Origin of the sequence: Corallococcus sicarius (assembly GCF_003611735.1) — a bacterium.
GTDB classification, from domain to species: domain Bacteria; phylum Myxococcota; class Myxococcia; order Myxococcales; family Myxococcaceae; genus Corallococcus; species Corallococcus sicarius.
In genome coordinates this window covers 18,578-43,418 of record NZ_RAWG01000045.1, presented here as the reverse complement: position 1 = coordinate 43,418, position 24,841 = coordinate 18,578, and the positions used below count along the sequence as shown (strand labels likewise).

Below are 24,841 nucleotides of genomic sequence, written 5' to 3'. Positions count from 1 at the left end.
GGCGGCTACCAGTACAGCCGCTTCTGCGAGAGGTACGGGCGGTGGCTGGCCGCCTCCAGCGTCACCCTGCGCCAGGAGCACCGGGCCGGAGAGAAGTGCTTCGTGGACTTCAGCGGGGACGGGGTGCGGGTGGTGGACGCCGTCACCGGCGAGGTGCGGGTGGCGAAGCTCTTCGTGGCGGTGCTGGGGGCCAGCAACCTGACGTACGTGGAGCCCGTCTTCAGCGAGGACGTGCCCACGTGGGTGGGCTGCCACGTGCGCGCCTTCGAGTACTTCGGCGGTGTCAGCGAGGTGGTGGTGCCCGACAACCTCAAGGCCGGCGTCACCCGGGCGCACCGGTACGAGCCGGACCTGAACCCTACGTACGCGGACCTGGCGCGGCACTACGGCTTCGCGATTCTGCCCGCGCGCCCGCGGCGGCCCCGAGACAAGGCCAAAGTGGAGGTGGGCGTGCTGCTGGCGGAGCGGTGGATTCTGGCGGCGCTGCGCCACCGGCACTTCACGTCGCTTGGCCAGGTGCAGGAGGCGGTGAAGCCGCTGCTGGAGAAGCTCAACTCACGGCCCATGCGCAAGCTGGGCAAGTCGCGCTGGGAGCTCTTCGAGCAGGTGGAGAAGGCCACGTTGCGGGCCCTGCCGGCGCGGCCATACGAGCTGGCCTTCTGGAAGAAGGCGCGGGTGAACATCGACTACCACGTGGAGCTGGAGGGCCACGGGTACAGCGTGCCGTACACGCTGGTGGGCAAGCCGGTGGAGCTGCGTCACACGGAAGGCTGCGTCGAAGTCTTCCTCGGGGGCCGCCGCGTAGCCAGCCATGTGCGCAGCCTGGAGAAGGGGCGTTTCACCACGCAGCCCGAGCACATGCCCGCCTCCCACCGGCAGCACGCGGAGTGGACACCGTCGCGCCTCATCCACTGGGCCGAAGGCGTGGGCCCCTCGTGCGCGAAGCTGGTGGAGGAACTGATGACGAGACGCCCTCATCCGCAGCAGGGCTTCCGCTCGGCCCTGGGCGTGCTGCGCCTGGCCGACGAGAAACGCTACGGCAAGCCTCGCGTGGAGAAGGCGTGCGCCCGGGCGCTGCGCCACCGCGCCGTCAGCTACAAGTCCGTCGTCGCCATCCTCCAGCACCGCCTTGAGGATGCCGACGAGAAGACGGCCGAGAAGGGCGCGCTACCCGAGCACGAGAACGTGCGCGGCGCCCACTACTACCACTGACAGCACGCGCGGCTTGACGGCCATGCGCGGACATTCCCCGTCGGTGCTGGCCCTGAGTCTCCCAGCATCGGCGGTGGCCTGCGCGCGCCCTGGCAGCAGGGCGCGCGCAGGCCGGACGACGAGACGACAAAGAGAGCAAGAGATGCTGGTGGACCAGACGCTGGAGAAGCTCAACGCGATGAAGCTGCACGGCATGGCCAACTACCTGCGCAGCTGGGTGGAGAAGCCAGGCGACAAGGGCCTGAGCGCCACGGACCTGGTGGGCCTCTTGGCGGACGCGGAGTGGATGCACCGGGAGAACAAGAAGCTCACCGCCCGGCTCCAGCACGCGAAGCTGCGTCAGCAGGCGTGCCTGGAGGACATCGACTACGCCCACGCCCGGGGCCTGACGAAGCCGCAGGTGCTGGAGCTGTCCACCTCGAAGTGGGTGGCCGACAAGCAGAACGTGCTGCTGACGGGGCCCACCGGCGTGGGCAAGAGCTACCTGGCGTGCGCACTGGGGCAGAAGGCGTGCCGCGATGGCTACAGCGTCGTGTACCGCCGCGCTTCACGCCTCTTCGACGAGCTGGCCCAGGCCCGCGCGGACGGCACGCACCCGCACGCACTCAAACGACTGGCCAAGGCCCAGGTCCTCATCCTCGACGACTTCGGCCTGGAGCCGCTGGGCTCGGCCGAGCGCAAGGAACTGCTCGAAGTCTTGGAGGACCGCTACCACCAGTCATCGACGGTGGTGACGTCCCAACTGGAGCCCAAGGACTGGCACGCCGTCATCGGCGACGCGACGCTGGCCGACGCCATCCTCGACCGGCTCGTCCACAACGCCCACCGCCTCCGGCTCGCCGGAGACTCCATCCGCAAGGCGGATGCGAATTTGACGAAGGCTCGTAAGCAGGTGAAGTGACGGAACGTCCCAGCGTCGCTGACGCTCCGACTGCTCGCCATGGCCGGAACGGCTGCTCGGCTTGAGCTGGAATGGGTGCTCACCATCACCGGAATACGCATCCGCGATATGTCTAAAGTGCGCGAGTACGCTTGGGCCTCCTAGGGCAGCGCGACAGGGGCTCCACTCGATATGCCTCTGGATAATGCTGACGGACGTCATTTGTGTGGTTCGTCGGGCCAAGCTGATGACACATCAAGGCACTGTTAACGGGCGTATCTCCGCGCGCTCCGTTCGCCAGAGGCTTTACTCCAGGCTGTGTCCTCGAGATGGGTGCGGTTGGGACAACCCGAGCGCAGAGAGAGTCGCGGGTGTGCGTCAAGATGCCGAAGCCGTCAGCGCCTGCGTGGTATATCTGCCCATCTACAGCCCCGACCTCAATCCCATCATGCTCTAGTGGGCGGACTTGAAGCGGCAGCTTCGAAAGCGCGCGCCTTGCGCCAGCAACGAGTTGCCCCGGGCGGTGAGGTAGTTGCGCTCAGCGACCTCGCTCGCGAAACTCGTAGCTTAATTTTGCCACGGCCTCTCCTTCATTCAGCCCAACAGATCTTGGCGCTAAACGGCCAATGGTTGCTGCATGGGAAGTCTCACTCCTCTTTTCCTGTTTCTACCAGAAGGGCGACTGCGGTCTCTGTTGACCTACATCTGTAGGAGTAGTCACCGGGCTGCAGTATTGGGAATGTGAAGGAATAACATTTTGGCACAGTGACACTGCGGGGGGACGATGAAGACGACGTCGGCCGAGCCACTACACGCTACCCGCTCTTCGTGACATCAGCGGACGGGCATAACGATTCCATTCTCATGGGATATTCTCGCCGTGGCAATCATGCAGCGTCTAACTATCAACCCCAAGGGAGCCATATAAGATCCAGAAGAGCGATGGAGTTGGCGCGGACGCAGACTGGCTTGACGGCCATGCTGGAGTCGTATTAATCATCCTTATGCGCCACACACTTGCCGATCTCGGTTTCCTGGTTCGAGCGTTTCGCGAACAGCGCGAATTAACCCAGGAGCAGCTTGCGAAGCTAGCCGGTAACCTCCCTCGAAGCGCAGTTGCGCATCTTGAGCAGGGGCTCCGACTCCCTACTGCTGATCACCTTCGGGTGTTAGCTAAATACCTAGCGTTGCCGGACGCTCTTGTCGCGCCGTTTCTCCGCCCAACGGCGGCACGAAGGGTAGACTTCGAAGCCGAGTTGGGCGAACTAAGCGGACAAGAAGTTTCAATTGCCAACCTTGACGACGAAGCTTCACATGCGGTGGAGGGCGCCATCAGCGCGTTACTGGGGGCCGCGATAACAAACCCCCAGGCGTTCGACATCTTAAGGGAGATTCAAGTATTCTACGGCATCCGCCCCGTCTCTCGTTCCTTCTTTGATCGCTATTTCAAGGCTGATGCATTCCAGTCGATGAATCAGTTCTCGGCGGCTGTCCAGCGATACCAGTCGGAAGCCATTCGTCTCTTTCCGACGTTCATGCAAGCCTATGAAGAGATGAACCGCACGAACAATCTTGAAGGACTAGTCTCGGCTCTCAAGATACGAGTCCTTGATGACTATCGAGATCGCGCCCCATGGAATCGAGTTGAGGTGATTGATGAAGGTAGTCTTCGTGATCTGGGCTATATTGCCGCAGCAAAACTCGACCAGGAACGAAAGGAGCGCGAAGAACTTGTCAAGTGGCTCATGGAGATGTCGGCCTTTATTCAAAAAAATGGTCCTGCGGCGATAGCGGAATTCAAGCCGAAGCGGCGCCGTGAAATGGAGTCCCTGTTACGAAAGTTTGGCTCCCGGTTGAGTCACGGGCCGATGTCTTCGCTGTTTAGTCCGGCTCCAGAAGAGCTGGAGGCGGAAGCCAGTCGCCTTGCCCCCAAGGACGAAACAGACAGAGCGCGTATTGCGAAGACACAAGCAGTTGGGTTGAGGAATTTGTCTCAGTATTTAGCTGCCGATCACATGGATGTGTATGTGGCAACATCAATGCGCGACGACTCCGATTTTGTGTCCGTGAATCGCTTCGTCCAGCAGCTTTTTGAACATGCTGAGTTAAAGCCCCTGAAACTTCGATTTTTTAATCCAACGCAGTCTTGGGTTGAGGATCGGATCGCCAAGGGTTTGGTTGAGGCGCTAATGCTTCGTCGCTCTTCGGCGACAATATATATGGCGCAGAAGGGCGACACCTTTGGAAAGGACTCAGAGGCCTCTGTGGCGCTGGGTCAGGGGAAGCCCGTCATTGTCTATGTTCCAAAGCTTGTGGTGCCAGAGCTTGGCTTGGACTCATCGTCCCTGGCTATGTCTTCGGAGGAGAGCCTGCGCAACATGCTGCGCAGTATTGACCCCGAAGAGGTTTCGCCGACAATGGATCAAGAGGCCCTGTTAGGGGCAATTCTTAATCGGCGCCTTGCGGCGGCCTCCAGTGCGCAGATTGGCTTGACGGTGGCCAAGCATTGGGCAGACTTTGGTCTTGATGGTGAGGCTGCGCGGTTTAAGGAATCCGAAAGGGGTAGGTATCTTGAGTGGTTGCGAGAGGTTAGGAGAAGTCCGGAAACGCTGCCACCCATTCCGGAAGGACTGCGCACTGAAATCGAGACCACCTTGGTGGCCAATGCGGTTCGATTTGAGCGTCGAGCCTCGCTTTTTCGAGAAAAGCATCCGCTTGCACTTCAGGTCATTCTGAGCACTGGGGTCTTGAATGGTATCCTTGTGGCGCGCTCAGTTGAATCCTGCGGGGTGCTACTCCGAAAGGTATTTGAAAACAGCCTCGATCTTGAGTTGGTGCGTGGTGAGGATAGTTATCGACTTATCGAGCGAACAACCCAGTCGACAATTCGTGTGATTTCAAAGCACAGTCTTCTTGCGAATGCGTTTGCATCATACTATGCCAATTAGTCCGATAGGCGCAGTTCTGGAGAGATCGCAGTCGCCCTCCTGTTGGAAGTGCAACGAGTGCTCGCGCTGAGTCGGTGCCGACAGGGAGTGGGTCATCCGGGTCTCGCCTTTTCATCACCCACAATGAGAAGGCATCATCCCCGGGCCGTCGCCCATTCCCATGGCGGGCCACCAATCCCTTTCATGAACAAAGCATCCACGTCCCTGTGGCTGGCGCTCGCGCTGGCCCTTGTCTCGGGTTGTTCTTCCCCGTCCTCCGAAACCGAAACGGGGTCCGCCCGGTTCAGCGTCTCGGTCCCCCAGGCCCTCGCGGGCCCCATCACCCGGGTCACCGTCGTCGCGAGCGCCGCCGACTTCTCCCCGCTGTCCGTGGACCTCACGTCCACCAACGGCGTCTGGGGTGGGACGCTCGCCAACATCCCGGCGGGTGCCCTGCGCACGTTCCGCGCCCAGGCCTTCGACGACGCCAACACGCTGCGCTTCGAGGGGGGCCGTCTCCGGCATCACCATCACTGCCGACCAGACCGCGCTCGTCGCCATCCTCCTGCAGGAGGTCAACCCGGAGCCGCCGTTCCAGAACGAGGCGCCCATCATCGACGCGCTGGTGGCCAACGCCACCTCCATCGTCCTGGGCGGCACGCTGACGCTGCAGGCCACGGCGCATGACCCGAACACGGGCGACACCCTGACCTACGCCTGGACGTCCACCGGGGGCAGTTTCTCCACGACGACGGCGGCCTCCACGACCTGGACGGCGCCTGGAACCGTCGGCATCCAGACCCTCACCGTCACCGTGACGGACTCCGGGGGCCTGTCCTCCAGCGCCTCCCTGGCCATCCATGTCTTCCAGGGCGCGCAGCAGGGGCTGGCCCAGCTCTCCATCACCTTCAACCGCTTCCCGTCCGTCAGCGCCCTGGCGGCCTCGCCCACGCTGCTCGCCACGGGGCAGGCCACCACCGTCTCCGCCACCGCGTCCGATCCGGAGGGGGACAGCCTCTCCTACGCGTGGACCTCCTCCTGCGCCGGCACCTGGAACAATCCCGCCTCCATCACGGCTCAGTTCACGCCGTCGGCCCTGCCCGCGGGCAATTGCAACAACTGCCGTCTCACCGTCGCCGTGTCGGACGGGCGCGGTGGGAGCACCACGGGCACCGTGGCGCTGTGCGTGAGCAACGCTCCGCGCATCAATCACTTCCAGCCCATCATAGCCAATGTCTCCCAGTCCTCGGAGACCGCGACGCCGGGGCAGGGGCTCACCTTCGACGTCGTCGCCAGCGATCCGGAGGGCACCACGCTCGGCTTCGGCTGGCGCGCCAACACCGGCGTCCTGGGCACGCGCGTGAACACGGCGACCACCAGCCGCGCTCCCTGGACCGCCCCCGCGTGCGCCGTCGCGGCCACGCCCACGGTCATCACCGCCACCGTCACCAATGCCTTCAACCTGTCGGCCACCCGGAACTTCACGGTCACCGGGCTGCCGGTCTGCGCCACGGGCTGGGCCACGACCGCTTCCCTGAGCTCGGCCCGCAACGAGCACACGGCGACACTGCTGCCCAATGGCAAGGTGCTCGTCGCCGGCGCGTACACCGGGAGCACCACCCTCGCGTCGACGCTGGTGTACGACCCGAACGCCGGCACCTGGAGCAGCGCCGGCAACCTGACCTCGGCGCGCAGCAGTCTCTCGGCGACGTTGCTGGCCGACGGCCGGGTGCTCGTCGCCGGAGGGACCAACGGGGCCACCGACTTCGCGACGGCGGAACTCTATGACCCCGTGCTGGACTCCTGGCGCACGACGGGCGTCATGCCCGCGGCGCGTTCCCAGCATACGGCGACGCTGCTGGCCGACGGCAGGGTGCTCGTCGTGGGCGGTGTCCGGGGCAACACCCTCGCGACGGCGGACGTGTATGACCCCGCCACCGGGACCTGGAGCACGACTGGCTCCATGAGCATCGCGCGTTACAACCACACGGCGACGCTGCTGCCCAACGGCAAGGTGCTCGTCGCCGGTGGGGCGGATGGCTTCAGCACCGACCTGGGATCGGCGGAGGTGTATGACCCGGCCACGGGGACCTGGAGCACGACGGGCGCCATGGGCTCGAAGCGCTACGACCACACGGCGACGCTGCTGCCCAACGGCAAGGTGTTCGTCACCGGCGGCGGTAGCAGCACGGCCTTTGCGGCGGAGGTGTATGACCCCGCCACGGGCACCTGGACTTCCGTCGGCGCGCCCACCTTCGGTCGCGGGGGCCACACGGCGACGCGGCTGGCCAACGGCAAGGTACTCGTCACCGGCGGCTTCGCCAGCAGCAGCGTCCTCAGCTCGGCGGAGCTGTACACCCCCTGATTGTCGCGCAAGGGGCACCGCCCCATGCTCAACCCATCAGCCGGTTCAGGCTCAGATCGAGCTGGCTGTTCACCAGCCCCAGCAGGCTGTCGAGCGCGGCGTCGTCTGGCTTCAGGCGCCCGGCCAGCTCGGCGCGCAGGAGCTTGAGCAGCCGCTCGCGGGACTGGAGGACCCGGCGCGCCACGCCGGAGCGGGACTCGCCATACATCGTCGCGAGCCGATCCATCGTGAAGCCGTGTGTGAGTTGGGGAGCAGCGTGGGGGTGTTGATCCAGACGGCGTTCGGAAGGGCCTGGGGCTTCGGAGGGCCGTTAGAGAAGCGTTCGGGATGCGCGGTGAAGGCGGCGGCGGTCGTCGGCAGCACCGGCATCAGCACGATCTGCACCTCGGCCAGAATGCGAAACCCCGCGACACATTGCTGGCGCCACGGGGGTTCATTCTTCTCAGTGGAGGCGGTGGAATACGGCCTCTGTGGAGGTGAGGTCGGGTCAGGCGCCTGCGCGTCTTTGGGTGCGCCGCGCGCGAAGCACGCGGCGCACCGATTCTCCTACCGAGACCGCGCTGAAATCAGGGCACACTGCCCCATCGCGGTATCGCGTTCAGCTACTCAGAGTCCGTTGGGGACCACGGTCACGGTGCCGGAGCCCCTGTTGGTCAGGATGAGATCGGCGTACCCGTCCGCGTCCATGTCCGCGGTGGCGATGGCGTTGAGGCCAGGTGAGGCGCCGGTCGTGACGACAGTGCCTGAGGTGAAGCCTCCGTTGCCGTTGCCGGTCATCGGGCGGACGCCGCCCGAGGCCGTTGTAACGAGGATGTAGGCGTCGAGCTTGCCATCGCCGTTGAAGTCATCGGCCACGACGCCCAGCGCCGAGTTGGTGGCCGTAGTGGCCGCGGCGATGGACTGAACGCCGCTCGCGAAGGTGCCGTTGCCGTTCCCCTTGAAGAAGAAGAGAAACCGGCCGGCCGCGCCGTTCGAGAGGATGTCGAGCGTGCCGTCGCCGTTGGCGTCGCCGAAGGCGATGCCCGCCGTCTGGCCGCTGGCGGAGTTGCTGTAGGAGACGGGTGCGGCGAACGAGCCGTCGCCCTGGTTGATGAGGATCGACAGGCGTGCGCTGGCGGGGCTCGTCACCACGAGATCGGAGAAGCCATCGCTGTTCAGGTCACGGCAGGCGATCGACGACTGCGCGCCGCCGGTGTTCGGGATGCCGATGAACGTGGGCGCGCCGAAGCTGCCCGCGCCGGTGCCGAAGAGCACGCTCACCTGGCTCAGGGTCACGCTTGTCGTGGCGATGTCAGCCACCCCGTCGTGATCGAAGTCCCCGGTGCAGAGGTGGACGGAGCCCGGGGTGCCGGTGGTGAAGCTCGTCGGCGCGCCGAAGGTCCCGGGCGCGCTCGGGCCCAGGTTCTTGTAGACGCTGATGTTTCCGTTGATGAGGAGCAGGTTGGTCTGGCCGTTGACGGTGACGGCGTCGAGCCACCCGTCGCCGTCCACGTCCACGGCCACGACCGCGTTGCTGGAGAGCGAGGCGCTCCCGTAGTTGACCTCCGACTGGACGCTGGCGTCGCCGTTCCCGAGGAAAACGGAGAGCGAGCCAGAGGGGAACAGGATCGCCCCGGATTCGGCGTTGGCCACCAGGATGTCGAGCTTGCCGTCGCCATTCACATCGGCGACCGCCGGGGCCAGCGGGTTGTGGTTCGCGGGGGAGCTGATCGGCGTGCCAGGGATCTGGCCGGGGGGGACAGCCTGGCAGGTGCCGTTCGAGCAGATCTGGCCCGTCGAGCACACGACGCCGCAGGCGCCGCAGCTATTGGCGTCGCTCTGGAGGTTCACCTCGCAGCCGTCGGACGAGTTCCCGTTGCAGTCCCCGAGGGTGCCGGAGCAATCCTGGCAGTTGGTCCCCTCGTAGGTGGGCGCGCACTCGCAGGTGTAGCTCCCCACGCCGTCGATGCAGGTGCCGCCGTTCAGGCACGGGCTTGCGGCGCACTCGTCGATGCTGGTGCAGGTCACGCCGTCGCCCTCGTACCCCGCGTTGCAGGCGCAGGTGAAGGAGCCCACGGTGTTGGTGCAGGTGGCGTTTTCGCTGCAATTGTCGGTACCGGCGGCGCACTCGTTGACGTCGCCGCAGGTGCCGCTCTGGCACGTGAGGCCGTCACAACAGGGGACCGTGGCGTCGCACGGCGCGTTCACGGACAGGCAGCCCTGGCCGCTGCACGTCGGGTCGTAGAGCGGCGAGGTCGGGTCGAGGCTGGTGACGTAGTCGCCGTTGTGAGCGCTGTGCGCGTTGATACACGCCTGCTCGCTAACACGGACGATCGTGTAGGGATGAGTCGTCGAGCTGGTCTTGTGGCAGAGCTGGACCTTGCCGTTGACATCGAAGTAATCGCACTGCTCGGCGGTGAGGGCGGAGTCGGCCGAACCGACGTACGCGTCATTGTCTTCGACGGAGATCGGGCTGCAACCGCCGATGAGGCCGAGCAAACCGGCCCCCGTGATCATGACGAGGAGCGAGATTGATTTGTGTTTCATTGAGATTCCCCCTGAAAAGATGCACCACGGCCTCATGACGGCTTGCACGGAGTTCGCGGGCGCCCAAGCTGGATTGTCGTTGAACGCGGGCTGTCTTTATTCACCCGTAGTGAATTCGCATAGCGTCCCGCTGGCGACCTGTCAATTGCCAATTCATGACCGCGGTCGGATTCCTGCCAATTCGGCACAATGCCTGTCGTTTTCGCACAGCTAAACCATGCATGAGTCAGCACAAACCCATCACTTTCGACGTGGGTCGAACGCGCGCCAGCCGGACTTCCTCCTCCAGACGTGCTCGGGTGCGTTGGACCTTCTCGGTCAATTCCGCCACTTGCGGCAGGGGGACGCACTGGATCACCACGCAGGCTCCGAGGCCCTGCGGCGTGCGGGTCTGGGCGAGGAGGACTCGCTCGCCGACACGGCCCTGCCCCAAGTCCCGGAAGAACTCGTAGGAGGTGTCGCCGTTCGTGAATAGGACAACGCCCCCGGCACGCCGAGAGTCAGGCGGATTTGACATGGACGGGAAGCTCCTGGTGCCTGTGCGAGAGGGATTCGAACAAGGGCAGACGCCCAGCATGTCCGACAGCGCGTCCTTCACCAACCGCTTGGAGAGGCGATGTTTGCCCACCAGCAGTGACGCGAGCGCGGCAAGCCTGTCACCGAAGACGCTGCGCGCGTGCGCGGGCGCCTCCGCACGCGTCACCACCCCGCAGTCCGGGCACGCAAGTGCATGGCAACGGGGCTGTCCCTCCGCCACGACAACGGCAGCCAGTACACCTCCGACGCCTTCCAGAACGAGCTGCGCTTCCTGGGCGTCGACTCCAGCCCATCCTTCGTCCGCAGCCCCGAGGGCAACGGCTGCGCCGAGCGCTTCATCCGCACCCTCAAGGAGCAATTGCTCTGGGTGCGCACCTTCTCGATCGTGGAGGGACTCCGGCGGGCCCTGCTGGAGGGGGCCCATCGCTACAACGAGCACTGGCTGCTGGAGCGCCACCATTTCCTCTCTCCGAGTCAGGCCCGGCGAGAGCTGGTGCAGAAGCAAGCGGCCTGATGACAACCCATCTGGTGCCTCAACAATCCGGTGCGGTACAACTCGCCGTCTCACTTGATATGAGGACAGGAATTCGACGGGAACCAACAACTCGATTCCGCTCGTCGGATCCAGAAACCCGCGCTGGCTCGGCAGCGTCAGACCCCTGACCCCTGACCTGCGCGGCAGGGGGCGCCCCGCGCTCAACCCATCAGCCGGTTCAGGCTCAGATCGAGCTGGCTGTTCACCAGCCCCAGCAGGCTGTCCAGCGCGGCGTCGTCCGGTTTCAGGCGTCCAGCCAGCTCCGCGCGCAGGAGCTTGAGCAGCCGCTCGCGGGACTGGAGGACCCGGCGCGCCACGCCGGAGCGGGATTCGCCATACATCGTCGCGAGCCGGTCCATCGTGAAGCCGTGCAGGTGGTGCAGCCGCAGCAGCGTGCGCTCACGCGGGGGCAGGGCGGCCAGGGCCTTGCGGAGCACGTCCACCAGCAGCTCGCGCAGGTCCTTGCGCAGCAGGTCGTGCTCCGGGTCCCCCGTGGACAGCAACTGCACGAGCGCCTCGGGAGGTTCGTCGAACAGCTCCTGACGTTCGTCCCGGGTCTTGAGCTGGCTGGCGATGCGCGCGGTGGAGATGACCACCCAGGCGAGCAACGCGCCCCGGCCTGAGTACGTGAGGATCCTGGGCGGCTCTCCGCCGGAGCCCATCAACAACCGCTCGCGCAAGAGCTGGAGCGCTTCATCCACCTGGGTGCGCGGCATGGAGGCGAGCCGGGAGGGCACCTGCTGGAGCAGGTGCTGCTCGAAGGCGCGCAGGGCGGCGGGGTGGCCCTCTCCACAGGCACACGCGAGGTACAGGTCCGCGGCCTGGCACTCGCGCAGCACGTCCCGTGCACCCGTCTCCGGCAGGTGCAGTGCCAGGTGCCGCACGAAGGACTCCGTGGCGAGCGGCACCGTGGGCCACGCGTTTCGCGCCACCGAGAGGTGTCCGCGCAGGAGTGCTTCCAGGTCTTCCACTCCGTCCAACTGCGCGCGTCGCTCCGGAGGCACGTGCGTGCGCAGCATCGCGGCCAGACCTTCTGGTTCCACGGGGTCGCTCATTTCCGTGCCTCGCGCCGCTGCCAGGCGAGGACCTGAGCCAGCTGCTTCTGCGCCTTCACGCCCATGGCCGCCAGCTTGACGCGGGCCTCTTCGGCCAGTGCGACTGCGCGCACGGGGTCGGGGTTCGTGCGCTTCTCGCTGAGCGCTCGGGCCAGCAGGAAGGAGGTCTTGGCCGCGACCAGCGGCTCTCCGTTCGTCTGTTGGAGAATCTGGCGTGCGCGCTCCAGCAGCGGTTCCGCCTCCTCTGGAGCCTTCAGGGCCAGCAGCGCCTCTCCGATGCAGGAGCAATCCGCTCCGATCATCTGGGACTGCGGCGATGACCTTCGCTCGTCAATCATCAGCGCGTGTTTGCAATGGCCAAGCGCTTCTCGCGCGTTCCCCTCTGTCATTGCGACATCGGCCAGGTAATGGTCAACGAACGCCGCGCTGGGACTGTCGGGGCCTTGCTCCTTCTCCAGCAACTTCAGCGATGCCAGCAGGTCCTTCCGGGCCTCGGCGGTGCGTCCCAGCTTGAGCAGGATGCGCCCGCGAGATCTCAGGAGGGTCTGGGCGCGTGGCGTGTCCGGTCCAAGCGAGCGGCGGATACGCTCCAGGCCCTCCGTCACCAGCCGCAAGGCCTCGTCGACCCGGTCCGCGTCATGCGCCACCAGTGCCAACTCCTCCAGGATGACGGCAACATGGGGATGATCAGGCCCGTGGATGCGCTCCATGATGTCACGCGCTCGCTCCAGGCTCCGCCACGCTTCATCAAGCTCTCCCTTGCCCCGCAACGCCGTGCCCAGGTTCCCCAGCGAGTTCGCGATCCCCACGTGCTCCGGCAGGCGGGCCTCGTCCGTGATCTCGATGATGCGGCGCCAGAGGGCGATGGCCTCGTCGAGCCGCCCCAGATTCATGTGGGCCCCGGCGAGGCTGTTGAGCGTGGTCGTGAGCTGGGGGTGCTTGGGGCCCAGATGGCGCTCGCGCAAAGCCAGGTTCTGACGATGCAGGGCCAGCGCCTCCTCGGACCGGCCCTGGCGGGAGTAGACGCGCCCCAGGTTGTGGTTGAAATGCGCCGTGCGCAGGTGGTCCTCGCCGTAGGTCTTCCGCGCGAGCTCCAGCCCTCGGGTCAGCTCCTCCTCCGCCCGGTCCAGCTTGCCCTGCTGGATGAGCGCCGCTCCCAGCCACAGGTGCAGGTCCATGGTGACGGCGGGGAAGCGTTCCGGTCCCAGCCGCGTCACCGCGGCCTGGGCGTGCTGGATGATCCGCTCCACGTCCGCGGCGCGAGCCTGCAGATCGCCCATGACCCAGACAAGAAGGCCCCACGCGCGCGCCGCCGTCTCGTCATCGTGCCCGGCCTCGGCGGCGAAGACAGCCTTGTAGAGGTGGTCCTCCGCTTCCTTGTGCTTGCCGTCCTGCGCGAGCAGGTGGCCATGGGCCAGCAGCACCTCCGCCTCCAGGGGCCGGAAGCCGAGCCCCTCAATCTCTCCGAGCAGCGCCGTCGTCAGCGCGAGTCCCTCGGGGTAGCGGCCCGCTTCGAGCGAGGCCTGCGCCTGCGCGAGCTTTTGCCGGGCGGTGTCCACCCGCGCGGCCAGCGCATCCGGGGGCTGCGGACGGGAGGAGAGCGCCGACGTGTCCTTGCACCCGGTCAGTCCCTCCAGCGAAGCCGCCAGCTGCTGCGCGTTCTGCACCGTCCGCGCATCCGCCTTCTCCAGCACCTCGGCGACGGCGGCGAACTGCCAGAGCCGGGCATCCAGGCACGTCTCCGTCTGCCAGGCCGGGCTCATGTCATCGAGGGTCGCGGAGAGGCAGGCCTCGGTGCGCAGCGTGCGCCACTGGGCCGCATGCGCATCCAGCGTGGCGGCCAGCGTGTCCCAGGCCTTCGCGGCGAACGGTACGCCCGTGGCGAGGAAGGCCGCGTGGATCCGCTCCCGCCTCGCGGGCCCCCACGCCCCGGCGAGCTTCGCCACCTCCTGCTCGCAGCGCGTCTCGTGCCGGGGCGCGAGGCCGTACACGAGCGCCCCCACCAGCAGGGCGGCCAGGACCGCGGTCGCCATCCACACGACCTCGCGATGCGACGGCGGAGTGAGCGCCGTCAGCAGCGCCTCCATGGAAGCGAAGCGCTCCTCGGGCCGGGCCCGCAGGCCCCGCAGCACCGTGCGCCGCACCCGGGCTGGCACCCTCACGTCGCGCAGCGGCGGCCGCACGCGGCCTTCCTCCGCGGCCCGGGCCATCTCCTCCAGGGTGTCGCCCGCGAAGGGACGCACGCCGAAGAGGGCTTCATACAGGGCCACGCAGAAGCTGAACTGATCCGACAGCGCGTCCGCCCGCTGGCCCTTCACCAGCTCCGGCGCCATGTACGCGGGCGTCCCCAGCAGCACGCCCGTGCGGGTGAGGGGGCTCAGCGTGGACGTGGCGGCCTTCGGCTCCGCGCGCGCCGCCAGCCCCTGCTCGCGGTTGAGGGGACGGGCCATGCCGAAGTCGGTGACCCACACCCCGCCGTTCTTCCCGACGAGCACGTTCGCCGGCTTGAAGTCGCGGTGCACCAGCCCCGCCGCGTGCGCGGCCGCGAGCCCCCGGCCCGCGTCCTGGAAGACGCGCAGCACGTCCGCCCACGCGCGCGGCGTCTGGAGCCAGCCCTGGAGCGTCGTGCCGTCCACCAGCTCCATGGCCAGGAAGACGCAGTCCCCATACGTCCCCACGTCGTAGAGCGTGACGACGTGCGGATGGGACAGTCGCGCCAGCGCCTGCGCCTCCAGCAACAGCCGCCGCTGCAACTCCTCCACGTGGCGGCCCTCCGGGCGCACCACCTTGAGGGCCACCTGCCGGTCCAGCTCCGGATCATAGGCGGCGTACACCACGCCCATGGCCCCGGCGCCCAACCGCTCCAGCACCACGTACCGGGAGAGGGTGGCCCCCCGGGCCAGCGGGGCAGGGTGCGGCTCTGGTGCCGCGACCCCGGGGAGGGCGTCGTTGCCCACCGCCAGCACCCACTGACAGTCAGCGCAGCCTTCCAGGTGCGCCACGACGCGCGTCCGGGCCTCCTCGGAGAGCCGCCCCTCCAGGAAGTCGCTCAACGTCGTTTCGTCCGGGCACGCCATCATCACGGGGCGAGTCTAACAGGACTCCCCGTGATTCCCGTGAAGGTTGGTTTAACCGCCAGTGTGCCCCCGGCGGCGGGGGCGCACTGGCCTCAGGCGCGCACGCCTCCGAGATGGCGGCCGGTGGCCATCTGCCGGTGGAGGGACGCCGAGTTGGGGGCCTCGCCCAGGCCCGCGGTGCCGCTGGAGGTGTTCGCGACCGCGCCGCCGGGCCCGGTCGAGCGCACGAGCGTGTCCATGGCCAGCTTCGCCTCCTCGGCGGAGGAGAACTTCATCTCCACCTTCGCGCCGACGCCGGCGGTGGCCTCGGCCTCGGCCTCGGCCTCGGCCTCGGCCTCGGCCTTGGCCTTCGCGCCCACGCTCCCGCCGAGCATGCCGTACAGGCCGGCGCCCAGCTCGCCGTCAGCGGAAACGATGTCCTCGCCCTTGTCATTGCGGGTGCACTGGAGGTCCGCCTTCGCGTAGACCTTGCCGGTCTCGACGCTGGCGTCGCCTCCCACGTGGAGGGAGTACGTGTCGCCCGGCCCGAGGTTGTCGATGCTCTTCTTGTAGTCGACGGACTCCTTCCACTCCTCGACCTTGCCCTTGTCGAAGGCCTTGTCCCACAGGCTCTTCTTCTTCGGAGCGGCTGCCTTCTGCTCGGCGGGGAACTGCGGCTTGATGAGGGTGGCGGCACTGCGGAAGGCATCAATGGCTCTCATGTCCCTGCTCCTGGCTTCGACGTTGGGGGTCGAGGGGGTTCCAGAAGGGAGGGCCGGGCTCGTGCCGCGCCGTCCCAGAAATGAATTTCTGGGGATTTCGGAGGAAGGGGGCTGAGCGCGGTATCCTCCGGCCTCCTTCGCCGTCTCCACACCGGAGCGCTTCCATGAACAGCGGTATCCGCGCCGTCGTCATGTCCCTGGGCCTGTTCCTCGCGCTGGCGGCCCCGGCGGCCAGAGCGGATGGCCTCTCCGTCATTCCCTATGGCGACAACTGCTGGGGCACCGGGACGGATGCGGACCGGGATGGGCTCAATGACGACTGCGAGTATCAGCTCGCGAAGTGGTTCATGCCGCTGTTCTGGTTCGACAGCGGCGAGAGTGGCACCGCCCGCCGGCCGTACTACGCGGTCAAGAGCGAGGCGTTCGCCACCCGCACCGTGCGCATCTTCTACCTGGACACCTTCTTCGAGGACACCGGCGTCACCACCGGTCACGACGGCGACCCCGAGTTCCAGATCTTCGAGGTGCACGCCTCCGGAGGGCGCTGGTACCTCGACGCGGTCTACCTGTCCGCCCACCGCAAGAGCTCGTGTGAGTCGTCCGCTTGGTACTCGTTTGATCAGCTCGAGTACGACCTGAGCGATTCGCGCAATGGCTATCGCGGGTGGCCCGTCCTCTACATGGCCGAGGACAAGCACGCGTCCTACAACAACCTGTCCACATGCGACCGCGGGTGCTTCTCCCAGGACTTCTGCAGCCGCACCACGGCGCAGTACCTGGACACCACGGCGAACAAGCTCGCCTCGCGCAACGTGGGCTCCACGGCGGTGCAGCTGATCAACCCGGTCGTCCTCAACGGGAAGACGGAGCGCCTGCTCGACGACGTGGAGTTCAAGGGTTGGGATGACCAGTGGTACCGGCCCAACTCGCAGGGCTACCGGCGCCACCTCAACGACTTCGGCTTCTGATCCCCCGTGTCCCCTGGAAGTCGTGGACGCAGGCTCCTGCTGGCCAGTGGCGTCCTGCTGGTCATCGGATTGACGTGGGTGCTGCTCAAGGACGGTGAGCCGCCGCCCGCCGCCCCCGTCATCGCGGTGCCTGCGCACGTGGCGGAGCTGCCTCCAGCGCCCATCGTGCATGCACTGCTGCGGCCACTGGCCCCCGACCGTGTTCCGCCCGCCGCGACGGGAGCAGCCCTCTCCGCCGCTTTGAACGAGGAGCGGGTGGAGCTGTCCTCGACCGCCCGTATCGAGGGCATCGACGCGGACCGCCCGTGGGTGTGCGCGGGCGAGCAGCTGACGCTGTCCGCTCGCACGGGAGGGGAGGTCGAGCCAGGCATGGTCCAGCGCTGGGTGTGGCCGGGCTCGGAGACGGGTGCGGAGCTGCAGCCCGGTGCCCGGCTCCCGTGGCGCGCACCGGCCACGGCGGGGCGGTACTTCGTGCGCTTCCAGCTCTGCAAGGACCTGGGGGGCCGACGCGTCGGCGTGCTGGCCGAGCAGGTCGTCGGCATCGATGTGCGCGCGTGCGGCGCAGGCGAGGGACAGGCCGACGCACTCCGTATCGAGGTCTCCCAAAGGGGTAACGAAGACTTCTCCTTCCGCGCGGTGTCACCGAAGCCAGCGACCACGTACCGGTGGGACTTCGGTGATGGAAGCTCCACCGTGACAACGGAGCCCGGTGCCACGCATGTCTATGCCGCGCAGGCCCCCGGCGAGCCGGACGTGCGCAGCTTCAAGGTGTCACTGTCCGCACGAGGCGCGGAAGGGGAGCAGACCGCGACGACGTTCGTGCAGGTCCGTGGGCAGCCGCCCTCCGATGCGCCACCGGGAGCGCGCCTGAAGGTCGAACGGGTGACCGGCCGCGCAGCGAGCGAAGGCTGGAGGAGCGAGGTCCGGGTCGACGTTCCCGAGGACGGCAACGTCGCATGGGAGCGTGTGGAGCGGCTCACCGTGGGCTGGGATGATCAGGTGGACGTCCGCACGAGCGGGTGGCGCGAGGTCATCACCGTGGAGGAGGACCTGGGACGTGGAGGCTTCCGGGGTTACGTCACCGTACTTCCGTCCGACGTGCGCCCGGAGGTGAAGCAGGTCATCGACTTCCTCCACGGGCGCGATGCGACGGGCAAGGACGTGTCCCTGTCCTGGTCCGCCTACAAGGCCGAACCCCTGCGCCCGTCCTCTTCGGAACGGCCACCGCCGAAGTAGCTCACGGGGCCGTATGCCCCGCCCCCGCTTGAGCGGAAGGGGAGAGCGCCTGGATCACCTGCGCGGTCCGCACCACGCGGCCGAACTCGCTGTTCAGCGTCGTGAGGTGCACGCGGTGGATCGTCTCGCCGTCCAGCAGCGCTCCGTCCGGCGTGTGCTGGCTCCAGGTGTGGCAGGCGTCCCCCACCACCACGAGGTCGAACCCGAGGTTCGCCGCCATGCGCGCCGTGGTGGAGACGCACATGTCCGTGGCGATTCCAAAGAGCACCACCTGCCGGACGCCCGCCGCGCGCAGACGCGTCTCCAGGTCGGTCCCGATGAACGCGCTGTTGACGTGCTTGGTGATGAGCGGCTCACCGGGCTGCGGCTCGAAGCCCCGCTTGAGCGCGTTGCCGGGCGTTCCCGGGGTGAGGGGAGAGCCGGGCTGGATGCTGTCATGGCGCACCACCACCACGGAACGGCGGGCCGCGCGCCAGGCCGCGAGCAGCGCGAGGGCATGCGCCTCCATGTCCGGGTTGTTGCGCGGTCCAGAGGGCCGCAGGTCGAAGCCCTGCTGCACGTCGATGGAGATGAGCACCGCGGTGTCGTCGAGCTGCATGTCCTTGCCCCTTTCGCCAGGTGCGGTGCACCCTAGGGTTCAGTCCTGCCGGACGCGACCCGGCAAAACGACGGAACACCGGCACAGTGCCGGCGGGGTGGAGCAAGGGGCACTCGCATGGCGCTGGACGAACTCGACGGTCGCATCCTGGCCCTCCTCGAAGCCAATGGGCGGGAGTCCGCGACGAAGCTGGCGGCGAAGGTGGGGCTGTCGCGCAGCGCGGTGCAGGAGCGCGTGGCGCGACTCGAACGTGACGGCGTCATCCAGGGCTACACGGTGCGGCTCGGCGAAGTCGCCCGTGCGCCTGGAGTGGTCGCCTACCTCACGGTGAAGCTCTCAGGCCCGGTGTGCCCCCGCGTCGCGCCGCTGCTGCGCGACCTGCCGGAGGTGCTGCGCATCGAATCACTGGCCGGAGACGTGGACATGCTCATTCGCGTGCGTGCCCCGGACCTGGAGGCGCTGTCAGCGCTGCGCGAGCGCGTCGCGCGCATCCCGGAGGTGCGCGCCGTCACCACCGCGCCCGTGCTCACGGTGCACCTGGACCGGGGCTGAGCGCCCGCCTACTTCGCGAGCCACGCCGCGAAGCGCTTGTCGAGCAGCGGCGCCGCCTTGTCGACGGCGTCCCAGGTGTCGTCGTCGAGCTTCGGCGCATCGTGGCCGAACGCGCCCGCGCGCTTGCCGAACGTCTTCTTGAGGTCGGCCGTGATCCACAGCCCGTTCATGTTGTGGAACCAGCGCCACGCCAGTTGGCGGAGCCCCGGCGCATCCCGGAGGTGGTCGTCCCAGAGGCCGCGGGGAAGCGCCTGCTTCACGAACTCCGAACCCTTCGCCTTGCGTGACGCGACGGCCGCGAGCAGCGCCTGGTGCGCCGGGAACCGCGAGGTGTCGAGCAGGCCTCGGGTCGCGGCATAGCCGACGAAGAGCCCGGTCGTGACGTCGGGCTGGCGCATGAGCGCACCTGCGCTCTTCACGGTGAGGGTGACGGAGAGGGACTCGTCGAACGAGAGGTTGAGCCAGACGTGCGCCGTGGTGTCGAGCTCGAAGTCCCAGTAGGCGACGGTGGGCTCGTCATCGGTCGCGAAGGCGGCCTCGTATCCGGTGGGCGGGCCGAGCAGCTTCGTGATCTCCGCCTCCGACTTCACCTTCCACGGCACGCCCAGGACCTCCTCGCCGATCTTCGACCTCACCCAGGCGGAGGCGAGATACGGGATGAACGTCTTGGCGGTCTTCGGGATCGGCAGAAAGGCATCGTTCAGGACGTCGTGGGTGAAGACGAGTTCGACGCCGTGCTTCGTTGCCTCGACGTTCACCGAGTCGGTGTTCTCACTCGTGGACGCGGGCACCTTCTTGCCAAGCTCCCCGGTCACGTAGGCGACGACCTCGGGATCATCCCCGCGATGTCCGAGCAGGGACGCCAGCCGCCGTGTCTTCGGGCCGAGCTTCTTCATCACCGGGGTCGGCGAGAACGTGATGCTGGCCGCCGCCGCAGGAGCAGGCACGGCGCCGCCGTCCAGCCAGGCCTCGAAGTCGAAGTCCTTGGCCTTTGGCGCCTTGATCTTCTTCGCCTTCAGCCACGCAGCCAGCGCCTTCCGCCCGGACGCTCCCTCTTCGTCGTCGAGGTCGTCGATCTCCGTCTCGCCCCGGGACCACTGCGTCAGGAACTCTTCGAGGCTGTTCGCGACCGTGCGCGCCTCTCCCTCCGAACCGAGCAGCGCCACCGCCTGCGGAGCGTCAGCCCCGGTCTTCACGAGCGCGAGCAGCGAGCCATCAGGCAGGTGCAGGAACGAGAAGGCCTCGCGGCGAAGCCGGTCCGCCTTCTCCGGGTACCACTCCTTCGGAATGGGCTCGATCTCGAGTGCATCGAACCAGCCCAGCGTGCCGTGGGCCTGCGTGCCAACCCAGGCGCCGACCTCCGCGAGCAGCGGCGGAACCTCATGACCCTTCGGTGCCTTGGAGACCTTGACCGTGTATTTCGCCATGCGGCGCAGCTTTGGCCACAGGCCCGGTGCAGTAAAGCCGCAACGCTCAGTCCGTCAGCAGCACCATGAGCGTCTGGGACAGCTCCAGCGCCCCCGGGTATTTCGGGTCGAGCTCCATCGCCTCGTCGACGATGATGCTCGCCTCCCCCAGGCGTCCCTCCTCCTTGAGGGCCACGGCATACGCGAAGTAGGCGGCCGCGGACTTCGGCTCCTTCGCGATGCGGTCCAGGTGCACCTTCTCCTCGGCGCTCGGCGGAGTGAACGCGCCGGTGGGCGGGCAGGGGTCGCCATACGCGCCCTTGATGCTCTTGGAGTACGTGCCCGGTGCCAGGGCCTTCACCGCCTTCACGAGCGCCTTGGCATTGGTGTCCCCGTCACGGGCACAGAGCCCGAGCACGGCGATGTACAACCCCTTGTTGAGACCGGGGTAGTCGTCGGACTTCTCCACCCGGGGGTAGTGCCAGCTCCCCTCGGTCAGCCGCACCCAGAGCACCCGCTTCTTGAGGGCTTCCAACGGGGCCTGCGCCGCGGCCTCCGTCTTCCCGCCTCCGAGGATGATGATGTCGTAGGTGCGAGGCTTTGGCTCCTCCGCCGAAGCAACCAGGGGCAACAGCACGAAGGGGAGCAGCAGGAGGCGAGCGATCATCCTGCCACTCTATCCAATCCTGCGCGAAGCCTGCTCAGGCGGTTTCGAGCACGAGCCGCTGCGTGACTTCCCTGCAGATGGCCTGCGCCTGCTGGACCGTCTCCGCGTAGGCCAGCACGTAGCCCGCGCGGTCCTCGGACTTCATGGCCGGGCGGATGGTGGTCCCCACGTCGACCACGAGTGAGATGTCCACCACACCCGGGAGCCGCTTCAGCGCGTGCATGCCGTGCAGCCGCCTGAGCTTGCCGGGCGGCGGGGTGAAGTACTGGATGGCCGCGCCGCCACGGGGGATGGGGTCGGCCTCCAGGGGCTTCAGCGTCCCCATGGCCCACTGGAGCGTCATGTCCAGCAGGTCATACCCCGTGGTTAGTCGCACCAGGTCCCACAGTCGGTCTCCACCGAGCCGTGTATGGGTTTCCACGATGCGCGGCCCGCGCGAGGTGTACTTCAGCTCCGTGTGCGAGGGGCCGTCCTTGATGCCCAGCACGTCCAGGAAGCCGCGGATGAACGCCCGCACCTCGCGGTCGCGCTCCGGGCTCATCGGCGCGGGGACCTGGTGGGCCACCTCCAGGAACTCGCTGCCGATGGGGTCCGTGTTCTTCGTCTCCACGTTGATGCCGAGGATGACGTGGCGCCCCGCGAACGAGAAGGCCTCCACGGAGTACTCGGGGCCGTCCAGGTACTCCTCGGCGATCCACGACGACGTGCCGTTGAGCACGCCCTCCAGGTCGTTCACGGAGCGGACGAGCCGCACGTCGATGCTGCCCACGCCATCCACGGGCTTGAGGATGAACGGGTAGCCCCGCTTCTCGGCGAACGTCACGGCATCCGCGTGCGTCTTCACCGCGGCCCACTGCACGGGAGAGAAGCCGCCCGCGTCCAGCACGCGCCGCATGGCAGGCTTGTCGCGCGTCTTCTCCACCAGGTCCAACGGCGTGCCGGGCAACCCCAGCGCCTGGTTGATCCGCGCGCAGGGGATCAGCGCCTCCTCCGCGATGGTGACCGCGCTCACGAAAGGGGTGAGCGCGTGCGCGGCCTTCAGCATGGGAATCAGCGCCGGATCCTCGTAGCTCATCAGGAGCACCCGGTCCGACTGCCGGTTGACCGCGTCCTCCGAGCGCTCCGGGTGCTGGATGACGAAGGGCCTGGCACCCAGCTGCCACGCCCGCTCACAGATGAAGGGCCTCGCGCCCAGGAGGATGATGTCTGACGCCATGATTCACGGGCTCCCTGGTGATCCTGCTGGAGACTTCACGGTGAGGCGCGCTGGCTCCGCGCGTGACGGATGAAGTCACGGCGTCCTGCCTCGGAGACGACGAAGGCCCACCCCAGCTTGCCTCCGCTGGAGATGTTCACGACCTTGGAGCTGCGGCTGCCTCGCACCAGGAACCCGTTGGGCTTGCCGCCGTAGGAATACAGGCCCAGCACCAGCCGGTACTCCACCGGCGTCGCGTCCCCGACCGCGCGCAACGCGACCGTCTCCGCTTCCACCCCCCGCTGGCAGATCCAACGGTCGAGGCCTGACTCGCGCAGCTTCTGTTCGAGCACGTCCGCGGGCCAGTCCCCACCCATCAACACGCCGCTCCCGCCATAGGTGGCGCCGCCGTCCCACTTGAAGACGAGCTCGTCCTTGTCACGCAGCGCGGACGCGAGGGTGTCCTCGGACAATGAGAAGGCGTGCGGAAGGTGCTTGCGGATGGCCGCGACCTCCTCCGCGCTGAACAGGGCCTGGTAGGCCGGCTCCCACAGCAGCGCGAGGAACCGCTTGCTCATCCGCAGCTCAGGTTCAAAGCCATTGGTCAGCACCGCGCCGCTGGCCCACAGCTTCTCCACGAACGCGAAGTCGTCGGTGACCTCCTCGTGCGTGAACATGCGGTGCACGAGGGTCTTCTCGCCCTCGCCCCGGCTCAGCCAAGCCTTGGGGTAGCGCGCTTCATCGAGCAGCTCCACGGTCAGGCCCGGGTTCGCCGCCTCCAGGTAGCGCTTCAGCAGCTCCTGGCGCGGGTATCCCATCTGCCCGTGCGCGGTGGAGTCGAGGATCACCACCCGGCGGAGGTCCCGCTTCCTGCACTCCGCGGTGTACAGCCCGGCGAGGTCCCGAAGCGCGCTGCCCGCCCGGCCGGCCTGGGGATACCCCAGCGCGTCGAGGTAGAGCTCCGTCCCTTCGTACGCCTCGCCCCCGCCCACGCCGGGGAAGATGTTGAACTCGCAGAAGAAGTACCCGTCGCGCGTCGGGACGATGTCCATCCGGCCGACCGTCGCGTCACCGTGCTGGAGGTTGTCCCAGTGGATGAACGGGGCAAGCCGCCTCGGCATCTGGAACAGGTCGAGCACGCTCTCCTTCGAGCGCGTCGCGAGCAGGTGCTGGATGATCTTCAACTGCGCGGAGAGCAGGGCGCTCGACGCTCGCCCCAGCTCGAGGAACTCCGCCTCGTCGAACAGGAGCGGGTGCGCGAACAGGCGCTTCTCGAACATCGTCGAACCCAGCCCCATCATCAGGGCGTCACCGTTCGCGTGCGCCACGGCTTCCCTGGCGGGATCCCGTCCTTCTTCGACGGCGGCGAAGAACTCTTCGTTGAATGCACCGATCATGGGCGGACGGGGCTGCGCAAGGGGTGTCTGGGAAGGTGAGCAGGATACATCACGCCACACCGAAGAGCGCGTTCATCTTCTGGAGGGAGAAGGCCTTGTAGACGACGGGCTCGTACTTCGCCGGTGTGTCCTTGCAGAACTTGGGGAAGCACTCGATCAACGCGTCGTCGTTGGCGAGCTTGAAGAACGCGACGGACTGTCGCTCGTCTCCGGACAGCACGACGCGATGGGGCGTGGAGACGTATTCGTCATTGGACCACCGCGCCATCAGGTCGCCGATGTTGACGATCAGGTGGTCCCGCGCGGCCAGCCTGGGGGTGATCCAGGTGCCACCCCGGTCCCTGACCTGGATGCCGGGCCCCGTCTGCGCCAGGACGGTCAACAGCGTCCCATCCGTGTGCTCGCCCATGCCCTGGTCATTGGCCAGCTCCTTGTTGAGCTGGGGATAGAGCAGGGAGCGGAGCGAGTCATTGGACGCGGAGGTCTTCTTCGCGAAGAAGTCCCGGGGCAGGTCCAGGGCGATGCTGAACAGCTCCGTGAGCCGGGCCGTCAATGCCTCGCACTCCCGGAAGTACGCCTTCAGCGCCGCGCGGAGCTGCCGGCCCGTCAGGTCCGGGCTGAAGGGCAGGGGGGCGCCGTCGTCGTCGATGCGCCGGCCCACGCTGAACTTCTCCACGTAGTCGCTGGGGAGCCCCTTCTTGCCCGTGTACGCGAAGGCATTCTCCTCCAGCATGCCGCTGTAGCCGTAGGGCGTGTAGTCGTCCGCGGCCATGGTGAAGCCGGACTGCAACCGGCACCGGTTCTTCACCTCGAACGGCAGGCCGAAGAAGGCGCGCGAGGTCGCGTACGCGTCCTCGAAGGTGGAGGGGGCGATGCCATGCCCGCTCAGGGTGAAGAAGCCCACCTCCTTGCACGCACGGTCAATCTGGAACGCCACCCGGCGCTCCGCTTCGGAGCCGGGCGTCGCGGACGTCAAATCGATTCGGGGTAGCTCGGTCATCTGTCTT

At 67.2% G+C, this 24,841-nt stretch carries 18 protein-coding genes and 2 pseudogenes; 8 read left to right on the top strand and 12 right to left on the bottom strand.

The window, feature by feature from the left end; all coding sequences use genetic code 11:
• The 4 genes from istA to D7X12_RS09845 all read left to right on the top strand — a co-directional run.
• Positions 1 to 1,212: IS21 family transposase (gene istA, locus D7X12_RS09860; protein WP_120625010.1), on the top strand; the 1,212-nt coding region annotated here is incomplete at its 5' end.
• 142 nt (positions 1,213 to 1,354) lie between these two features.
• On the top strand, positions 1,355 to 2,113 hold the full coding sequence (istB, locus tag D7X12_RS09855) for an IS21-like element helper ATPase IstB (RefSeq protein ID WP_120625009.1): 759 nt from the start codon (positions 1,355 to 1,357) through the stop codon (positions 2,111 to 2,113).
• Between the two features lie 983 nt (positions 2,114 to 3,096).
• Positions 3,097 to 5,040 (top strand): helix-turn-helix domain-containing protein, encoded by a 1,944-nt coding sequence (locus D7X12_RS09850; protein WP_120625008.1) that lies wholly within the window; start codon positions 3,097 to 3,099, stop codon positions 5,038 to 5,040.
• A gap of 427 nt (positions 5,041 to 5,467) precedes the next feature.
• Positions 5,468 to 7,384, top strand: a complete 1,917-nt coding sequence (locus D7X12_RS09845; RefSeq protein WP_244224459.1) for a Kelch repeat-containing protein — start codon at positions 5,468 to 5,470, stop codon at positions 7,382 to 7,384.
• Positions 7,385 to 7,412: 28 nt separating this feature from the next.
• Here the strand turns inward: D7X12_RS09845 and D7X12_RS09840 are convergent, their stop codons facing one another.
• The 3 genes and pseudogenes from D7X12_RS09840 to D7X12_RS09830 form a co-directional block, all read right to left on the bottom strand.
• A complete protein-coding gene (locus D7X12_RS09840; RefSeq protein ID WP_208718917.1) occupies positions 7,413 to 7,610 on the bottom strand; it encodes a hypothetical protein in 198 nt (65 codons plus the stop codon).
• Positions 7,611 to 7,990: 380 nt separating this feature from the next.
• Positions 7,991 to 9,910, bottom strand: a complete 1,920-nt coding sequence (locus D7X12_RS09835; protein WP_158620017.1) for an FG-GAP-like repeat-containing protein — start codon at positions 9,908 to 9,910, stop codon at positions 7,991 to 7,993.
• A gap of 565 nt (positions 9,911 to 10,475) precedes the next feature.
• Positions 10,476 to 10,649: pseudogene (locus D7X12_RS09830) on the bottom strand (IS66 family transposase); the annotation flags it as partial.
• On the opposite strand from D7X12_RS09830, the pseudogene D7X12_RS09825 reads away from it, so the two are divergent.
• Positions 10,644 to 10,961, top strand: a pseudogene (locus D7X12_RS09825) (IS3-like element ISMtsp5 family transposase); the annotation flags it as partial. The pseudogenes D7X12_RS09830 and D7X12_RS09825 sit on opposite strands and share 6 nt — an antisense overlap.
• A gap of 182 nt (positions 10,962 to 11,143) precedes the next feature.
• Here D7X12_RS09825 and D7X12_RS09820 read toward each other — a convergent pair.
• From D7X12_RS09820 to D7X12_RS09810, 3 genes are all read right to left on the bottom strand, one after another.
• Positions 11,144 to 12,025, bottom strand: coding sequence for a sigma-70 family RNA polymerase sigma factor (locus tag D7X12_RS09820; protein WP_244224458.1), 882 nt, complete (start codon positions 12,023 to 12,025; stop codon positions 11,144 to 11,146).
• Positions 12,026 to 12,033: 8 nt separating this feature from the next.
• A complete protein-coding gene (locus tag D7X12_RS09815; RefSeq protein ID WP_120625013.1) occupies positions 12,034 to 15,114 on the bottom strand; it encodes a tetratricopeptide repeat protein in 3,081 nt (1,026 codons plus the stop codon).
• A 92-nt stretch (positions 15,115 to 15,206) separates the two neighbouring features.
• A complete protein-coding gene (locus D7X12_RS09810) occupies positions 15,207 to 15,815 on the bottom strand; it encodes a hypothetical protein (protein ID WP_120625005.1) in 609 nt (202 codons plus the stop codon).
• 164 nt (positions 15,816 to 15,979) lie between these two features.
• Here D7X12_RS09810 and D7X12_RS09805 point away from each other — a divergent pair, with 164 nt between their 5' ends.
• Together D7X12_RS09805 and D7X12_RS09800 are read left to right on the top strand one after the other, a co-directional pair.
• Positions 15,980 to 16,783 (top strand): hypothetical protein, encoded by an 804-nt coding sequence (locus D7X12_RS09805; protein WP_120625004.1) that lies wholly within the window; start codon positions 15,980 to 15,982, stop codon positions 16,781 to 16,783.
• A 6-nt stretch (positions 16,784 to 16,789) separates the two neighbouring features.
• Positions 16,790 to 18,019: a PKD domain-containing protein gene (locus D7X12_RS09800; protein WP_147443594.1), complete on the top strand. Its 1,230-nt coding sequence runs from the start codon at positions 16,790 to 16,792 to the stop codon at positions 18,017 to 18,019.
• A 1-nt stretch (position 18,020) separates the two neighbouring features.
• Here D7X12_RS09800 and D7X12_RS09795 read toward each other — a convergent pair whose 3' ends face one another.
• Positions 18,021 to 18,617 carry a cysteine hydrolase family protein gene (locus tag D7X12_RS09795; protein WP_120625002.1) on the bottom strand — a complete coding sequence of 199 codons (597 nt, stop codon included), beginning with the start codon at positions 18,615 to 18,617 and terminating at the stop codon, positions 18,021 to 18,023.
• Between the two features lie 117 nt (positions 18,618 to 18,734).
• Between D7X12_RS09795 and D7X12_RS09790 the strand changes: the two genes are divergently transcribed.
• Positions 18,735 to 19,169, top strand: a complete 435-nt coding sequence (locus D7X12_RS09790; RefSeq protein ID WP_120625001.1) for an Lrp/AsnC family transcriptional regulator — start codon at positions 18,735 to 18,737, stop codon at positions 19,167 to 19,169.
• Between the two features lie 8 nt (positions 19,170 to 19,177).
• Here D7X12_RS09790 and D7X12_RS09785 read toward each other — a convergent pair whose 3' ends face one another.
• From D7X12_RS09785 to D7X12_RS09765, 5 genes are read right to left on the bottom strand one after another with little or no spacing between them, the layout of a single operon-like run.
• Entirely contained in the window at positions 19,178 to 20,596 is a 1,419-nt protein-coding gene (locus D7X12_RS09785) for a hypothetical protein (RefSeq protein ID WP_120625000.1), read from the bottom strand.
• A gap of 46 nt (positions 20,597 to 20,642) precedes the next feature.
• On the bottom strand, positions 20,643 to 21,242 hold the full coding sequence (locus tag D7X12_RS09780) for a hypothetical protein (RefSeq protein WP_120624999.1): 600 nt from the start codon (positions 21,240 to 21,242) through the stop codon (positions 20,643 to 20,645).
• A 34-nt stretch (positions 21,243 to 21,276) separates the two neighbouring features.
• Positions 21,277 to 22,458 (bottom strand): ATP-grasp domain-containing protein, encoded by a 1,182-nt coding sequence (locus D7X12_RS09775; RefSeq protein ID WP_120624998.1) that lies wholly within the window; start codon positions 22,456 to 22,458, stop codon positions 21,277 to 21,279.
• A gap of 35 nt (positions 22,459 to 22,493) precedes the next feature.
• Positions 22,494 to 23,834: a hypothetical protein gene (locus D7X12_RS09770; RefSeq protein ID WP_120624997.1), complete on the bottom strand. Its 1,341-nt coding sequence runs from the start codon at positions 23,832 to 23,834 to the stop codon at positions 22,494 to 22,496.
• 49 nt (positions 23,835 to 23,883) lie between these two features.
• On the bottom strand, positions 23,884 to 24,834 hold the full coding sequence (locus tag D7X12_RS09765; protein WP_120624996.1) for an isopenicillin N synthase family dioxygenase: 951 nt from the start codon (positions 24,832 to 24,834) through the stop codon (positions 23,884 to 23,886).
• Positions 24,835 to 24,841 lie beyond the last annotated feature (7 nt).

What these genes read in the sequence shown, in the direction of transcription:
- istB (WP_120625009.1), top strand. Translation starts at nt 1,355, where the DNA reads ATGCTGGTGGACCAGACGCTGGAGAAGCTCAACGCGATGAAGCTGCAC.
- D7X12_RS09850 (WP_120625008.1), top strand. Translation starts at nt 3,097, where the DNA reads ATGCGCCACACACTTGCCGATCTCGGTTTCCTGGTTCGAGCGTTTCGC.
- D7X12_RS09840 (WP_208718917.1), bottom strand. Translation starts at nt 7,610, where the DNA reads ATGGATCGGCTCGCGACGATGTATGGCGAGTCCCGCTCCGGCGTGGCG.
- D7X12_RS09835 (WP_158620017.1), bottom strand. Translation starts at nt 9,910, where the DNA reads ATGAAACACAAATCAATCTCGCTCCTCGTCATGATCACGGGGGCCGGT.
- D7X12_RS09815 (WP_120625013.1), bottom strand. Translation starts at nt 15,114, where the DNA reads ATGGCGTGCCCGGACGAAACGACGTTGAGCGACTTCCTGGAGGGGCGG.
- D7X12_RS09810 (WP_120625005.1), bottom strand. Translation starts at nt 15,815, where the DNA reads ATGAGAGCCATTGATGCCTTCCGCAGTGCCGCCACCCTCATCAAGCCG.
- D7X12_RS09805 (WP_120625004.1), top strand. Translation starts at nt 15,980, where the DNA reads ATGAACAGCGGTATCCGCGCCGTCGTCATGTCCCTGGGCCTGTTCCTC.
- D7X12_RS09795 (WP_120625002.1), bottom strand. Translation starts at nt 18,617, where the DNA reads ATGCAGCTCGACGACACCGCGGTGCTCATCTCCATCGACGTGCAGCAG.
- D7X12_RS09790 (WP_120625001.1), top strand. Translation starts at nt 18,735, where the DNA reads ATGGCGCTGGACGAACTCGACGGTCGCATCCTGGCCCTCCTCGAAGCC.
- D7X12_RS09785 (WP_120625000.1), bottom strand. Translation starts at nt 20,596, where the DNA reads ATGGCGAAATACACGGTCAAGGTCTCCAAGGCACCGAAGGGTCATGAG.
- D7X12_RS09780 (WP_120624999.1), bottom strand. Translation starts at nt 21,242, where the DNA reads ATGATCGCTCGCCTCCTGCTGCTCCCCTTCGTGCTGTTGCCCCTGGTT.
- D7X12_RS09775 (WP_120624998.1), bottom strand. Translation starts at nt 22,458, where the DNA reads ATGGCGTCAGACATCATCCTCCTGGGCGCGAGGCCCTTCATCTGTGAG.
- D7X12_RS09770 (WP_120624997.1), bottom strand. Translation starts at nt 23,834, where the DNA reads ATGATCGGTGCATTCAACGAAGAGTTCTTCGCCGCCGTCGAAGAAGGA.
- D7X12_RS09765 (WP_120624996.1), bottom strand. Translation starts at nt 24,834, where the DNA reads ATGACCGAGCTACCCCGAATCGATTTGACGTCCGCGACGCCCGGCTCC.